We start from the raw sequence: 14483 nt of genomic DNA on the forward strand, positions 1-14483 counted from the left end.
CTCATTTCCCTCCCGTAAACGCCGTCACGGCTTCCACCGCCTGCTTCACGCCCCGGGTCACGGCGCGGGACGATATAGTCGCACCGGTCATGGCCTGAATATCCTCCGCATCGCCCCGGTCCTTGACGACTTTCAGATGATCGGCCGTCTTGCCCGCAAACTGACCGCGGAATGCCGGCTTCTGCGCATTATCGCCCAGTCCCGGCGTCTCATTGTGTTCGAGAATATTAAAATCCATAACCCGGCCATCCGCTGTAACAGCGACCAGCAGGCGGATCCGCCCGCCGTAGCCCTTCGTCTCACTTGGCACAATATACGCCTCCGCCTTTCCGCCTTTCATCGCGGCGAACCAGCCCTCATGGCCATCCACCGGCTGGAACGAATCGGCATCCTGAACCAGCGCCTTCATGGAATCCTGCTTCATCATCTCCGCCTTCTGTGCGGCGACGGGCGCTGTCACATAATAAACCGAGCCGATGACCAGTCCGGAAACCAGGCAGGCCATCGCCAGATTGGAAGCGATCCGGAAAATGGAATGTTCCTTCGCAGCCATCATTTATTCCCCCCTGTACCGAAAATTTCCGGACGGATAAACCGATCGATCAGCGGCGTCACGGCATTCATAAGCAGCAGCGAATAGCAGACGCCCTCCGGATAACCGCCGACAAGGCGGATCAGCACGGTGATCGCCCCTGCGCCCGCGGCAAAGAGAATCTGCCCCTTGACCGTCATCGGTATCGTGACCATATCCGTCGCCATAAAGAACGCGCCGAGAATCAGGCCTCCGGCCATCATATGAAACACCGGATCCCCCGTAAAGAGACCGGCTGGACCGAATATCCACGTCAGCACGCCAACCGTCAGAATCATAACGGCCGGCACGACCCAGTTCACATAGCCCCGCCAGATCAGATACAGCCCGCCGAGCAGCAGCAGCAAAGTACTCGTCTCGCCCAGCGAACCATTGCGGGTTCCCAGAAACATATGCAGATACATGTCCGCCTGTCCGCCGAACGTATTCACCAGCGCATCGTAGCCCTGCATCTTCAAAATATTGAGCGGCGTCGCGCTCGTCATGGCATCCACGCCGGCCGCAGCATCCTGCATCTTCGTCCAGGTCGTCATAGCCACCGGCCAGGACACCATCAGCGCCGCGCGTCCGATATGCGCCGGATTGAAAATATTAAAGCCCAGACCGCCCATCGACTGCTTGGCCACGACAATCGCAATCACGGAACCGATCGCGACCATATACGGCGGCAAAAGCGGCGACATAGACATCGCCAGCAGAAGGCCGGTAATGCAGGCGCTGCCGTCCAGAGCCGTAACCGGCTTTCCCATCGCCTTCTGCCAGAGGAACTCCGAGCCCACGGCGAATACCACACCGGTAAGCATATTGACCAGCGCCGGTACGCCGAACCACCAGACGGCAAAAATCGCCGCCGGCAGCAGGGCCAGATTTACCTGCCACATGATATGCGGTATCGTTTCGCTGTCGCGGATATGCGGCGACGACGATATCGTAAACACCGGCTCCGCCTCCGCCGCGGGCGACGGCTGCGCCTTCACTGCTTCTTCACTCATTGCTTCCAGCCTCCTTTTTCGCCTGCTCCGCCGCGGCCTTCGCCCTGGCTTTGGCCTGTTCGTCCCGCACCCATCCTTTCGCCCGGCGGATATACTGGACGATATTTCGCTTAGCCGGGCAGACATATGTGCAGCAGCCGCATTCCACGCAATTCATCACGCCGTAGCTGTCCCGGCACTTGGCAAAATCCTGCCGCTGCGACAAAATGGACAGCATGCTCGGCACCAGCCCCATCGGGCAGGCCTCCACGCAGCGTCCGCACCGGATGCAGTTCATCTCAGGCCCGTGCTCCGTGACGCGTCTCGTCAAGGCCAGGATCCCCGACGAACCCTTCATGACCGGCACATCCTCCGTAAACTGCGCCATGCCCATCATCGGGCCGCCGGCCAGAAGCTTATCCGGCTTCTCCCGGAACCCGCCGCAGAACGCAATCGCGTCCCGGTATGTCGTGCCGATGCGGACGCGAAGATTCTTCGGCTCGGCAATCGCATCGCCCGACACCGTCGTAATGCGCTCCGTAAGCGGCAGTCCATGCACAACAGCATCCGTAACAGCCGCCGTCGTACCGACATTCTGCACGACAGCCCCCACATCCATCGGCAGGCCGCCCGCAGGAACCTCGCGCCCCGCCAGCACCTTAATCAGCATCTTTTCCGCGCCCTGCGGATACTTGGTCTTCAGCGCCGCGACCTCGATCTCCGTACCGGCCGCGGCCTCTTTCAACGCGCGTATCGCTTCCGGCTTGTTATCCTCCACGCCGATCACACTGCGCTGCACGCCCAGAACCCGGGCCAGAATCTGCGTCCCCGTGATGATTTTCTCCGGCTCCTCGACCATCAAACGATAATCCGCCGTCAGATACGGCTCACATTCCGCGCCATTCAGGATCAGAATATCAACCGGTTTCGAAGGCTTGAGCTTGATATGCGCGGGAAATGTCGCGCCGCCCATTCCCACGATACCGGCCGAACGGACCGCCTCAAGAATCTCCGCATCCTCCATCGCCTTCCAATCCCGGTTCATCGGCAGTCCATCGGCCCAGGCATCCGCACCGTCGTTCTCGATGACCACCGACAGACAGGCAATACGCCCGGAATGCGGCCGCTCCTCGATCCGGATCACCTTGCCGGACACCGGCGAATGAATATCGGCATGCATAAACGCCTCGCTGGTGCCGATCAGCTGCCCCCGCCGGACCAGATCGCCCGGCTTGACCACCGGCGTACACGGCGCGCCGATGTGCTGACTCATCGGCACGACAAGCTCAGCCGGCGCCGGCATCGCCTCAATCGGCTTATCCTTCGCCAGTTCCTTGCCATCGTGCGGATGAATCCCGCCAAGGAAACTCTTGAACATCAAAATCACCTCATAGCTCTCCAAAACCATTCATCATACCGGCAGCATGTTTAGGGCCGGTATACGAAACAATCAATCATCGAGAATCTCCAGGATAACCGGTTTCAGTTCCTGATTTCTCCCGGCCCGGCGGTCAAAATACTTCACCGCCGGCAGCGAAAGGACGAACAAGGCAGCCGCCCCGGCCGGCGCAGCATAATCCACCCCGACCCCGGCGCCCGGACCGATCAGCCAGCCCAGCACGGCTCCGGCTCCCGCAGCGAGCAGCGGCAGAACAAAAACGACAAAGGCGCCCAGCAGCATGTGCTGCTCCCGCATCTCAAACCGAACCCGCTGTCCCGGCTGCGCTCCGATCCGGTTCACGGCCTCCACCATGACGTGGCGGCTGGACGGACAAGCGCCGCACCCCGTACACTCCTCATGACGGCCCACCTTGATCCGGGCCATGCCGTCATGCACTTCAATGACCAATCCCTGCTCTTGTTTCATCTGGATCACCTCCCATTTTGATGTAGACCGATCCGGTTTCTGCAGGTATATACTTGATTTATTCTCTTTCCTTTTGGAAATTCCTGTTGATTATTATTTGTGAAAATATTCTTTTGCAAATTCTTTTTTTCACAAGTAACATGAAATTATGAAAATTACCGGTTTCTATCAAAAGCGAAAAAAAATAAGACGTCTGCACACCATAAAAGTACAAACGTCTTTATTTCAAATCCCGGCCATTTCTGTCAGTCGGGCTTAAAATACACAACGATCTGCGCGCCGTTATCCACCAAAGTATTCGGCGGAATACTCTGCCCCGAAGCATAGCCCGACCCTTCGCTGTCAAAGCTCAGCCCCTTATCCGCGGCCATACGCGCCGCTTCGCGCAGACTCTTGCCGGAAAAATCCGGCACCACAATCTTGCCGTCCGGCACCGCGCCCTCATAAGCGCGGGCCGGCTTGGGCTGGGCAGTCTTCGGCGGCTCCATTCCGGCAAACGGATCACTTGACGGCTCAATCTTCAAATAACGGAACAGCTGAGAAAAGATCCGCTCGGCCACCGGTGCGGCAATCTGCCCGCCGTAATAATTCCCTGTACTCGGATCGTCGATCATGACCAGCACGGTCACCTGCGGATCCTCCACCGGTGCAAAGCCACAGAACGAAGCAATATAGCGGCCGTCCATATAGCCGCTTCCATCCTCGCGAATCTTCTGCGCCGTACCGGTCTTGCCGGCGATCCGATACCCTTTGACCGCCGCTTTCTGTCCGCCGCCGCTCGACACGACCTGTTCCAGCAGACCGATCAGCGTCTTATCCGTCGCCGAATCGATCGTCCGGCGCACCTCCGTCGTGCCCCGCTCCTCATAAACCGACCCGTCCGCATTGCGGATGGACTTGACAATATGCGGCTTCAGCAAAACGCCGTCATTGGCAATCGCCGACATCGCCGTAACCAGCTGAAGCGGCGTCACAGCAATACTCTGGCCGATCGACATCGTAGCGATATCCGAATCGCGCATATCCTCCGGCTTGAACAAAATGCCGCTCTCCTCCGCCGGGAGGTCAATCCCCGTCGCCTCGCCGAAGCCGAACTTTTTTGCATACTCGGTCAGCTTCTCCGCCCCAAGGCGCAACCCGACCTGCGCAAAGCCCGTATTCAGCGACTGCTTGACCACATCCGTAAACGTCACCGTGCCGAAACTCGTACCGCTCCAGTTCTGGATCCGGCGGCCCGAAACCATCACATACCCCGGATCGACAAACACCTGATTCGGCGTGACCACCTTTTCCTGCAGTGCCGCGCCGGCCACGACCGATTTAAACGTCGACCCCGGCTCATAAATAAAGGAAACCGCCCGATTTTTCCAAACCTCCGACTGATATTCCCAGAACCGGTTCGGATTATAGGACGGCCGCGAAGCCATCGCCAGAATCTCGCCGTTTTTCGGGTTCATGACCACGCAGGTAATCCCCTTCGGGCTATTCTCCGCCACCGCACGGTCAAGCTCCTGCTCCACAATGAACTGAACCGCACTGTCCAGCGTCAGCTCCACCGTCTTGCAGTAATCGCCCCGATACCGTCTCCGGCTGGAAAAAATCGAATCCAAAATCGGACGATCCTGCCGGTCTGTCTGCAGATGCGACTCCCGGACCTCGCCCTTGAGCAGACTGTCCATCGCCTGCTCCACGCCGTCCAGTCCCTTGTCATCCGTCCCGACAAAGCCCAGCACATTCGCCGCCAACATATCGTTCGGATAATACCTTTTTGCCTCATCCCGGAAATTCATGCAGTCCGCATACGACTTCTCCTTTATCAGCCTGCGAACCGCTTCATACTCCGACTGCTCCATGCGCCGCTTGACCCAGACGAATCCGCCGCCCACAGCAATATCATCCAGAATCTCCTGCTCCGGCGTGTCGATCAGCGGCGCAAGATCCGCGGCCACCGCCTCCGGATCTTTGACATGAGCCGGATCAATATACAGAGACTTCGTCATCGTACTGACCGCCAGCTCCCGCCCATTGCGATCCAGAATCGTCCCGCGCGGCGACTGGATCGAAAAATCATGCCCGACCTGACTCTCCATGCGTTCGGCCAGCGCACCGCCCTGCACCAGCTGCAGCCAGCCATAGCGCAGCACAATAACGCCCAGCACAGCCAGCATCACCGCAGCCAGAACAGCAATATTATGCTGTGTCTCTCCTCGTCTGCTCCTCATTCCCGAACCTCACTTCTGCCAACGCCTGCATCACACAGGCCTTCCGTACCTGCTGTCTTTCTATCATACCACAAAACCCATACGCAAAAAAGCCTTCCCGCCGGACCGTATAAGGAAGACCTCCTCCGCGGAGGACGGGTGCGGCCGGCTATTCACGGCAAATCAAAGGACTATCGCGTATCAAAGCCAGCCATTCCACGCAAATCCCATCCGGAAGAAACGACCTGCCCTTCTTCTTTCCGAAAAACGGCATACAAAAATCCCGGCGCATGAATCATGCACCGGGATCTTCGTATGCCGTGCATTTATTTTCCATTAACCACGCGGCTTACGGATCACCAATGATACTTCTCGCCGCGGTTGATCTTAAAGGCGCGGTATATCTGCTCCACCAGCAGCAGCCGCACCATCTGATGCGTAAACGTCAGCTGCGAAAAGCTCAGCCGCTCATCGGCAGCCGCGCGAACCTCCCGGGACAGCCCGAAAGCGCCGCCGATCAGGAACGCAAGATTGCTTCGCCCGGAAAGTCCGAGCCCGTCGATGCGGGACGCCAGCTCCTCCGACGACATCTCCCGGCCATGCACATCCAGCACAAACAGATAACTGCCCGACGGGACCAGCTTCAGCAGCTTTTCGCCCTCCCGGCGCAAAACCTGCTCCTTTTCCGCTTCCGATGGATCATCCGGCATTTTCTCTTCATGAACCTCCCGAATCTCCACCTGCGCAAACGGCCGCAGACGCTTCAAAAACTCCGCGATCCCCGCACTCAGATACTTCTCCTTGATCCGGCCGGCACAGACCACCGTAATCCGCATCAGTTCTTATCCTGCGGCATTTCTTCCAGAACAACATCCACCGTCCGCGTCTTGCCGTTGCGGTCAAACGTCACCTTCACCGTATCGCCGACCTTGTGCTCCGCAATCTTTGCCCGCAGCTCCGCCACACTGTTCGTCTCCTGATCATCCAGCTTCAGAATAATATCGCCGCGCTGCAGACCAGCCTTGCCGCTCGGGCCATTCAGCGTGAGCTGGAAGATATACACGCCCTTGTCGATATTGAGCTCATAGCCATAGCGGCTCGCCGTATCCGGATCGAACACCGAAACGCCCAGATACGGGCGGGCAACATAGCCCTTATCCATAAGCTGATCGATGATATTCTGCACCGTATTGATCGGAATCGCAAAGCCCATGCCCTCGACGCCATTCGCCGCCACCTTGGCGCTGTTGATACCGATAACCTCGCCGTCCGCATTCACAAGCGCGCCGCCCGAATTGCCCGGGTTGATCGCCGCATCCGTCTGCAGCAGCTTGACGCGCTTATCGCTGATATCCAGCGTACGATTCAGCGCACTGATCACGCCGCTCGTGACACTGCCCTGAAACTCAAGCCCCATCGGATTGCCGATAGCAATCGCCGGCTCGCCGACTACAATTTTATCCGAATCGCCGAACTTCGCCGTCGGCAGCTTGCCTGAGCTGACCTTCACAACTGCCAGATCCGTCACCTCATCTGCGCCGACCAGCTTGCCCTTGAGGCTCTTGCCGTCCGGCAGCGAGACAATCAGCTCTTTGGCTCCGCTGATCACATGATTGTTCGTGACGATATAACTATCGCCGCCGTCATTCTTGAAAATCACACCAGAACCGACGCCCTCCGTCTCCACAGGATTATTGAACCAATCCCGCGCCACGGCCTTATTCGTAATACCGACCACCGCCGGGCCGACCACCTTAGCCGCACGGACAGCCGGCGTATTCCGGGCATCCGACAAATTCGCCTGATTGGCCGCCGTCTGCTGCGCCACCGACGAGGAAGCTCCGTTATCCGCAGCCGTCCCCGTCGAACAGCCGGAGAACGTAAATACCGCAGCGGCCATCAGCGCCGCCGCGATCATATTATTCCGTTTTCTTTCATTAAAAAGGCGATGAAAAGACTTCATGAAAAATCCCTCCTAATTTATATTGGCATTCAACGACACAGCCTGAGTCTGACTGGTCAAAAGAATCTCCTGTTCCAATCCCTGTCCCGCCAGAATCCGCTGCACCGTATCGCGCGCCAACTCCGGCCGGTTATTCTCCTCCGACAAATGCGCCAAAAACACCTTGGACGGCCGCTTCTTCATACGAACCAGCGCCCAGGCCGCATCCGAATTGGCCAAATGGCCGCGGTTCGAAAGAATCCGCCGCTTCAGCGGCCACGGATACGACCCGTTTCTCAGCACCTCCGGATCATGATTCGCCTCCAGCACCAGCACATCCGCTCCATCGATCGCCGCCTGCACATCCGACGTCACAAACCCGAGATCCGTCGCCAGCGTACAGCGCTCCGACCCACAGATGCGATATCCCACCGGGTCCGCCGCATCATGCGGGATATGAAACGCCTCGACGCGCAGCCCGCCCAGACAAAACGTCTCCTCAATCGGATGAAAACAATCCGCCGGAACCGAAGAGCGGCAGCCCATATGCTCGATCGTCGCCCGCCGCGTAAAAATCGGCAGACGATACCACTTGGACAACGTCACCAGCCCAGCCACATGATCGCGATGCTCATGCGTCACCAGCACACCATCCAGCGATGCCGGATCCACGCCCTCAGCGGCTAAGGCCTTCTTAATCCGCGTCGCGCTGATCCCCGCATCAATGAGCAGACGGACTCCATCCATTTCAACATAAACGGCATTTCCCTTGCTGCCGCTGGCAAGCACAGACACCTGCATACTATCTGCTATCCCCTATCTTAATCATCGATTCTGTAAACTGCCTGCAAACTCCGGCGCCGAAACACCGGACGTATTTTTCATTATACACCGTTTCATCCGCGCTGTCATGGAAACATGCCCGTCACAAGCTTTACTCCTTGTAGAGTTACAATAGCCTGCCAAAAGATTCCTCAACAGCCAAAAAAAGCCAATGACATAGCCCCGGACATAAAAGCCTTCCTCGACTGCATGAACGGCCTGCCCGCAGCCGGCGACTTCATCAAAGAGATGGCGCAGAACTTGTTATTCCCCCATATATACATGAATATTATATAGAATTTATGTTCTATTTGTAGTAAAATAAAGGCATGAGGAACACCTGTTTTATATATAATGTTATTCTTTGTCACCATCGTTCATGATATAATATAAGAAAGGAGTGTCCGATATGTCTGGTTACAAAATCAAACCTTGGGAAGAGCTTACCATCACTGATGACTACATGTTCAAACTGGTAATGCGGCACAAGCGTTTTTGTAAACGCCTTATCGAAAAGATCCTTAACATCAGGATCAAGGACATCCACTACCTCGAAGAAGAAAAATCCTTCAAATTCAAATACGACAGCAAGGGCATCCGCCTTGACGTCTACGTCGAAGGCGACGACACCATATACGACATCGAAATGCAGGTACGGAACTACGGCGACCAGGAACTCGCCTACCGCAGCCGCTACTACCAATCCATGATTGATATGGACTCTTTAGCCCGTGGCGCACTCTACAAGGAACTGCGCCCTTCCATAATCATCTTCCTCTGCCCCTTTGCTCTTTTCGATAAAGAGCGCCATATCTACACTTTCCGTAACATCTGCCGCGAAGATAAAACACTGGAACTCCACGACGGAGCCACAAAAATATTCCTCAGCAGCCAAGGCCGCGCCAATGACGTCGCCCCAGATGTAAAAGCCTTCCTCGACTACATGAACGGCCTGCCCGCAGCGGACGACTTCATCAAAGAAATCGACGCTTGCATCAACGAAACAAAAACCAACCACGAAGAAAGGGTGAGTTACATGACCTACGAAATGAAAATGCGCGAAGCCCACGACGACGGCCGCGCTGAAGGACGTGCCGAGGGCGAACGCAACATGGAAATAACCATTGTAAAACGCATGCTCTTAAAACACAAAACCTTAAACGAAATTATCGACGCAGTTGATTGGCCCAAAGAGCGCCTTATCTCCTTCGCCAAGGAAAACGGCCTCCCCTTCTCTGAATAACGAAACATGATACACAGCTAATTTACACAAAGAAGGATTACCATGTCCCGTTTTAAAGAGCTTCGCAAAAAAATTGGCCTTACACAAGAAGAACTGATTGAGCAATTCAATTTAAACTATGGCAAAAGATATACTCCTGCGGCAATTTCTCAATTTGAAAACGACAAACGAATCCCCGAGACACATTCACTAGCAGATTTTGCAAATTTTTTCGGTGTGTCCATAGAATACCTGCTGGGACGCGAAAGCCCCATTCCCTCGATTCAGTTGTGCCCTGAGGAAGAGGAACTCATAAGGGCCTATCGCCGCGCCCCAGCGAATATTACCGTCGCGATTAGCAAACTACTTGAACCATACAGCAAGGATGACGCTTAAACAATCATGAAATACACACATCTTTCCGCCGAACACATCACTGAACTTGCTAAGACGCTATAATATTCTTATCAATAAATAGGAGCCTGAGAAAGGGTGAGCTACATGACCTACGAAATGAAAATGCGCGAAGCCCACGACGACGGCCGCGCTGAAGGACGTGCCGAGGGACGTGCCGAGGGATTACTCGTTGCCATCCGCAACCTTATGGCCGCACAATATCTAACCGCTCTGGAAGCCATGGACATCCTCGCCCTTCCTGAAGATACCAAGAAAACACTACTGCCACAAATATAACCCAGGCTAAAAACATCCAGCCTCAAATAGTCCAAGCCGCATCATGCGGCTTGGACTGTTTTCGTGTGCTTCTAATTTTTATTCCCCCCCGCCTATGTCCAACAGATAATATACCCATCTTTCCGCCGACCGCATCGCCGAGCTGGCTAAGACTCTATAAAATAAAATGAGGATAATCGCCCGGTTATCCTCATTTTATTTCTAGAATATATTAAGCTATTTTGCGATTATCGCATAGGCCGCATTTTCAAGCAACAACGGATAAATACTTTCCGCTTACATAGCACTATCACTGCCTCTAGGATTACGACCTTGAATAAACGCTCCCACTACAGCCACCAAACCAGTTCCACCAATAACCGTTCCTGCAATAGCATGATCGGTATATATCAAAACAATCGCTCCGATCTCTGCAATCAGGGAAAACACAAAGGCAAACACCAACCCCCATATGCTATCACGCGAAATAATCTTTAGCTCTTGCATCTCACGGCGCTGACGATGTTCACTTTGCCTTTCTGCCATCTTTAATATCCTATCCCCAGCCCCGGGGACTGCAAATTCATACCCTTGAAACTCCTCTGCACTAGGTAACGGACCACTAACCTGCTTCCGCATTATAGCCACAAGATGTTTCTCTTCCGAGGATAACCCTTGCTCTTTTTCCTGCTCAAGACTATTATCAGACAACCCATTACCTTTTTGTTGACCCTTCATAGTCTCTCATCGCCCTCCGAATCTCCATGCCAATTGTATTCCAATCAGATGCTAAGGCCTGCCCGTCCGACACTTCATTCAACCGACTAAGCCTCGACTCCCTTAACGATACTGGGGAGAACATCCCCCTCACTCCATTTACAAACAACCTAACAGTCTTATGCTCATGAAACATAGTCTTGGACATTATTCTCCCCTTCCTTCTATACACTAATTTAATACCATAGTATATATACCTTCTCAGACATATTATAATCTTCAGCAGTATTAAGCGTCAAGTACGCTTAGTATTATGCACTACTTATATAAGCCCAAGCTACTGACACGAAGATAAAACGTTGGAACTCCATGACGGAGCCATAAAAATATTCCTCAGCAGCCAAAGAAAGCCAATGACATAGCCCCGGACGTAAAAGCCTTCCTCGACTACATGAACGGCCTGCCCGCAGCCGGCGACTTCATCAAAGAGATGGCGCAGAACTTGTTATTCCCCCATGTATACATGAATATTATATAGAATTTATGTTCTATTTGTAGTAAAATAAAGACATGAGGAACGCCTGTTTTTTATATAATGTTATTCTTTGTCACCATCGTTCATGATATAATATAAGAGAGGAGTGCCGGATATGTCTGGTTACAAAATCAAACCTTGGGAAGAGCTTACCATCACTGATGACTACATGTTCAAACTGGTAATGCGGCACAAGCGTTTTTGTAAACGCCTTATCGAAAAGATCCTTAACATCAGGATCAAGGACATCCACTACCTCGAAGAAGAAAAATCCTTCAAATTCAAATACGACAGCAAGGGCATCCGCCTTGACGTCTACGTCGAGGGCGACGACACCATATACGACATCGAAATGCAGGTATGGAACTACGGCGACCAGGAACTAGCCTACCGCAGCCGCTACTACCAATCCATGATCGATATGGACTCTTTGGCCCGCGGCGCACTCTACAAAGAACTGCGCCCTTCCATAATCATCTTCCTCTGCCCCTTTGCTCTTTTCGATAAAGAGCGCCATATCTACACTTTCCGCAACATCTGCCGCGAAGATAAAACGCTGGAACTCCACGACGGAGCCACAAAAATATTCCTCAGCAGTCAGGGCAAAGCCAACGACGTAGCCCCAGATGTAAAAGCCTTCCTAGACTACATGAACGGCCTGCCCGCAGCGGACGACTTCATCAAAGAAATCGACGCCTGCATCACGGAAACGAAAACCAATCACGAAGAAAGGGTGAGCTACATGACCTACGAAATGAAAATGCGCGAAGCCCACGACGACGGCCGCGCCGAAGGACGTGCTGAAGGTGAACGCAAAAATCAGGAACAAACCGCCCTCGATATGTTACGTGACAACATGGACATACAGCTAATCATGAAATACACACATCTTTCCGCCGAACGCATCGCGGAACTTGCTAAAACACTATAATATCCCCCAACCAAAAGAGCCTGACCATCATATCTATGGTCAGGCTCTTTTTCATATTCCCATCAATCAGCCACAATTTTACAGCTTTAACAACTTCCCATATCCATTAGAAAATACTCCTGGATTCTTCCAACGTTTTAAATTCACTCCATAATCCGTGACTACAATACCATCAGAACAAATCTCCACCACCCGCCAAACTGGAGTTCCAAATCCATTATGACGCATAATGATGCCATCACGACCAATATATAACACTTGTGCCTTTGTTCTGTCCTTCTTTATGGAGAAAAGTCCTTTCTGCCCATCAACCCATTCATTTTGCTCTATGCCAGACATCGGCTGCGGCGTAAAATGCATCGCCGTTCCACGGAATTTATTTCGCATAACTGGATCAGGCGTATAAAGATAACTTCCCGGATCAGCAATAATCGTTTTCCCATCCAAAGTTAATGTCAACGACAACTGATCATTGTGTGAATGTCCTCCACCGCCATTTTGCCCCACTTCGCCGCAACGAACAATTAAATGCAATCTGTCAGATTTCCATATATAAAGCCCCATGCCCGTATACGCATAAACATGTAAATTTAACAGTAAATTTACCTGCTCATCAGCAATGTGATACACATTTTCTCTACCACTATCCGAGCAAGCATCACATAAATGCTTCCGCACCTCGTGTAAATCACCAGCATTTTTCACTTCCTGCATATCATCTGCAAACGGAAGCAATTCACGATATGATAAAACATCCTCATGATTCTGCATATCCTCATCATAATACACATCATCTACTAATTGCTGATGGGCAAGATTCTGATAACGTTCATAAGCCTCGGCTTTTGTCAATTTATGATATCGCGGTGCCAATTTGAAAAAATGACCGCTATCAGCATCACCTATCTGCTGTAACACGCCATCGATTGAACATTTTTCGACAAACCCTACGGCTCTCGCCAGTCTGCACCAAAACCATTCGGGCAACTCTACCTGTAATTCCCGAGGCAAACGTTTGGTCAATAAAGCACTATGTAGCATCAACTCCGTAGACAAACAATGATAGCTGGTCGAGGCTTCAAAATTACTGCCATCTTCATGGAATTCTCGCTTCATCTCGCTGATAAGTTCACGTTGAGAAAAATCTAGCCATTTCGCTATCTCAGTGGTATTCTCCAAATGCGCTGTTGCAAACAGCAAGCCAGCAATATCGGACAGATAATGATTCGTGGTAAGTTTCGGCGAATATTCCAGATTATGCACAATATGATTCGCATGATCATATACCGACCGCGCCAACACCCGTTCAAAATCCGTCGAAAACTTCACACCTTGACTAACAAATATATCATAAGCCAATAACCAATTGGCAATACGAATCCCCACATCCATAGTACAACGCCAATTTACGCCAAACCTTGGCGGATTTTGGGCGATAAAGTCTAAAATCTCATTACAATATTCCTGCCAATAGCGGCCATCGTGTTTATGAGCATACGCCACAGCCAGTTGTGGTAAATGCTGCATCCTCGCCAAATCCCAAGGAACCTTCACATCAACGCCCGCCTTGTGACCAATCGGAATATCCATGTACCAAGTCCGCTCAGACCACCGGTAGCCAGATTTAAAATCTAACTGCCAGTCAATCGGTCGATAATCTGTCGAAACCATCTGCAAAACAGCCGTGGCATACGGTATACAAGCAAACGGTAAATGGTCTTTTAGCCATTTTTCTCTATTCTTTGCTGCTAATACCACTGACTGCCAGCCACTCCCCAACAAATCAAAACGATGCTGAAGATAAAGACTACACACTTCCTCCCTCATACAATCTATTACCAAATAACGATTCTCTATCGGTATAGCATTTAACTTGCAATCGTATATATGATAAGTACTACGTCGGCTATCCAAACACTTGACAGCGATTCTACATAATCTTCTCCATATTTTCCCGAAAAGTTCTCTATTGATTTTTCGCATAATATCCTCATATTTCATTCTGCAGTAA

Annotated in this window: 14 protein-coding genes; 4 read left to right on the forward strand and 10 right to left on the reverse strand. The window is 52.4% G+C overall.

Annotated elements, in window-relative coordinates; translation table 11 throughout:
• Position 1: 1 nt before the first annotated feature.
• The 8 genes from FYJ78_RS04480 to FYJ78_RS04515 all read right to left on the reverse strand — a co-directional run bounded on the left by FYJ78_RS04480 (position 2) and on the right by FYJ78_RS04515 (position 8374).
• On the reverse strand, positions 2-553 hold the full coding sequence (locus FYJ78_RS04480; protein ID WP_154620363.1) for an RnfABCDGE type electron transport complex subunit G: 552 nt from the start codon (positions 551-553) through the stop codon (positions 2-4).
• Entirely contained in the window at positions 553-1584 is a 1032-nt protein-coding gene (locus FYJ78_RS04485; protein WP_154620222.1) for an RnfABCDGE type electron transport complex subunit D, read from the reverse strand. Before FYJ78_RS04485 ends, FYJ78_RS04480 begins: the two co-directional genes overlap by 1 nt.
• Positions 1577-2941, reverse strand: a complete 1365-nt coding sequence (rsxC, locus tag FYJ78_RS04490; RefSeq protein WP_154620223.1) for an electron transport complex subunit RsxC — start codon at positions 2939-2941, stop codon at positions 1577-1579. The genes FYJ78_RS04485 and rsxC overlap by 8 nt, the downstream gene beginning before the upstream one ends.
• A 72-nt stretch (positions 2942-3013) precedes the next feature.
• Positions 3014-3430, reverse strand: a complete 417-nt coding sequence (locus FYJ78_RS04495) for a SoxR reducing system RseC family protein (protein WP_154620224.1) — start codon at positions 3428-3430, stop codon at positions 3014-3016.
• 245 nt (positions 3431-3675) lie between these two features.
• Positions 3676-5652 carry a penicillin-binding protein gene (locus FYJ78_RS04500; protein WP_154620225.1) on the reverse strand — a complete coding sequence of 659 codons (1977 nt, stop codon included), beginning with the start codon at positions 5650-5652 and terminating at the stop codon, positions 3676-3678.
• Between the two features lie 335 nt (positions 5653-5987).
• Entirely contained in the window at positions 5988-6467 is a 480-nt protein-coding gene (rlmH, locus tag FYJ78_RS04505; RefSeq protein ID WP_154620226.1) for a 23S rRNA (pseudouridine(1915)-N(3))-methyltransferase RlmH, read from the reverse strand.
• On the reverse strand, positions 6467-7594 hold the full coding sequence (locus tag FYJ78_RS04510; protein WP_154620227.1) for a S1C family serine protease: 1128 nt from the start codon (positions 7592-7594) through the stop codon (positions 6467-6469). Before FYJ78_RS04510 ends, rlmH begins: the two co-directional genes overlap by 1 nt.
• Positions 7595-7606: 12 nt before the next feature.
• Positions 7607-8374 carry an MBL fold metallo-hydrolase gene (locus tag FYJ78_RS04515; RefSeq protein ID WP_154620228.1) on the reverse strand — a complete coding sequence of 256 codons (768 nt, stop codon included), beginning with the start codon at positions 8372-8374 and terminating at the stop codon, positions 7607-7609.
• A 430-nt stretch (positions 8375-8804) separates the two neighbouring features.
• On the opposite strand from FYJ78_RS04515, the gene FYJ78_RS04520 reads away from it, so the two are divergent.
• The 3 genes from FYJ78_RS04520 to FYJ78_RS04530 all read left to right on the forward strand — a co-directional run bounded on the left by FYJ78_RS04520 (position 8805) and on the right by FYJ78_RS04530 (position 10310).
• Positions 8805-9638 carry an Rpn family recombination-promoting nuclease/putative transposase gene (locus tag FYJ78_RS04520; RefSeq protein ID WP_154620229.1) on the forward strand — a complete coding sequence of 278 codons (834 nt, stop codon included), beginning with the start codon at positions 8805-8807 and terminating at the stop codon, positions 9636-9638.
• 42 nt (positions 9639-9680) lie between these two features.
• Positions 9681-10013, forward strand: coding sequence for a helix-turn-helix domain-containing protein (locus FYJ78_RS04525; protein ID WP_154620230.1), 333 nt, complete (start codon positions 9681-9683; stop codon positions 10011-10013).
• Positions 10014-10118: 105 nt separating this feature from the next.
• A complete protein-coding gene (locus tag FYJ78_RS04530) occupies positions 10119-10310 on the forward strand; it encodes a hypothetical protein (protein ID WP_154620231.1) in 192 nt (63 codons plus the stop codon).
• A gap of 276 nt (positions 10311-10586) precedes the next feature.
• Here the strand turns inward: FYJ78_RS04530 and FYJ78_RS04535 are convergent, their stop codons facing one another.
• Positions 10587-11027: a DUF2335 domain-containing protein gene (locus FYJ78_RS04535; RefSeq protein ID WP_154620232.1), complete on the reverse strand. Its 441-nt coding sequence runs from the start codon at positions 11025-11027 to the stop codon at positions 10587-10589.
• A 629-nt stretch (positions 11028-11656) separates the two neighbouring features.
• Between FYJ78_RS04535 and FYJ78_RS04540 the strand changes: the two genes are divergently transcribed.
• Positions 11657-12472 carry an Rpn family recombination-promoting nuclease/putative transposase gene (locus FYJ78_RS04540; RefSeq protein WP_154620233.1) on the forward strand — a complete coding sequence of 272 codons (816 nt, stop codon included), beginning with the start codon at positions 11657-11659 and terminating at the stop codon, positions 12470-12472.
• Between the two features lie 78 nt (positions 12473-12550).
• On the opposite strand, the gene FYJ78_RS04545 is transcribed toward FYJ78_RS04540, so the two are convergent.
• Positions 12551-14299 carry a heparinase II/III family protein gene (locus tag FYJ78_RS04545; protein ID WP_195847865.1) on the reverse strand — a complete coding sequence of 583 codons (1749 nt, stop codon included), beginning with the start codon at positions 14297-14299 and terminating at the stop codon, positions 12551-12553.
• Between the last annotated feature and the right edge of the window lie 184 nt (positions 14300-14483).

Origin of the sequence: Wylensekiella montiformis, from assembly GCF_009697385.1 — a bacterium.
Taxonomy (GTDB): domain Bacteria; phylum Bacillota; class Negativicutes; order Selenomonadales; family Selenomonadaceae; genus Selenomonas_A; species Selenomonas_A montiformis.

Coding starts and splice junctions, on each gene's coding strand:
- FYJ78_RS04480 (WP_154620363.1), bottom strand. CDS start 553: ATGGCTGCGAAGGAACATTCCATTTTCCGGATCGCTTCCAATCTGGCG.
- FYJ78_RS04485 (WP_154620222.1), bottom strand. CDS start 1,584: ATGAGTGAAGAAGCAGTGAAGGCGCAGCCGTCGCCCGCGGCGGAGGCG.
- rsxC (WP_154620223.1), bottom strand. CDS start 2,941: ATGTTCAAGAGTTTCCTTGGCGGGATTCATCCGCACGATGGCAAGGAA.
- FYJ78_RS04495 (WP_154620224.1), bottom strand. CDS start 3,430: ATGAAACAAGAGCAGGGATTGGTCATTGAAGTGCATGACGGCATGGCC.
- FYJ78_RS04500 (WP_154620225.1), bottom strand. CDS start 5,652: ATGAGGAGCAGACGAGGAGAGACACAGCATAATATTGCTGTTCTGGCT.
- rlmH (WP_154620226.1), bottom strand. CDS start 6,467: ATGCGGATTACGGTGGTCTGTGCCGGCCGGATCAAGGAGAAGTATCTG.
- FYJ78_RS04510 (WP_154620227.1), bottom strand. CDS start 7,594: ATGAAGTCTTTTCATCGCCTTTTTAATGAAAGAAAACGGAATAATATG.
- FYJ78_RS04515 (WP_154620228.1), bottom strand. CDS start 8,374: ATGCAGGTGTCTGTGCTTGCCAGCGGCAGCAAGGGAAATGCCGTTTAT.
- FYJ78_RS04520 (WP_154620229.1), top strand. CDS start 8,805: ATGTCTGGTTACAAAATCAAACCTTGGGAAGAGCTTACCATCACTGAT.
- FYJ78_RS04525 (WP_154620230.1), top strand. CDS start 9,681: ATGTCCCGTTTTAAAGAGCTTCGCAAAAAAATTGGCCTTACACAAGAA.
- FYJ78_RS04530 (WP_154620231.1), top strand. CDS start 10,119: ATGACCTACGAAATGAAAATGCGCGAAGCCCACGACGACGGCCGCGCT.
- FYJ78_RS04535 (WP_154620232.1), bottom strand. CDS start 11,027: ATGAAGGGTCAACAAAAAGGTAATGGGTTGTCTGATAATAGTCTTGAG.
- FYJ78_RS04540 (WP_154620233.1), top strand. CDS start 11,657: ATGTCTGGTTACAAAATCAAACCTTGGGAAGAGCTTACCATCACTGAT.
- FYJ78_RS04545 (WP_195847865.1), bottom strand. CDS start 14,299: ATGAGGGAGGAAGTGTGTAGTCTTTATCTTCAGCATCGTTTTGATTTG.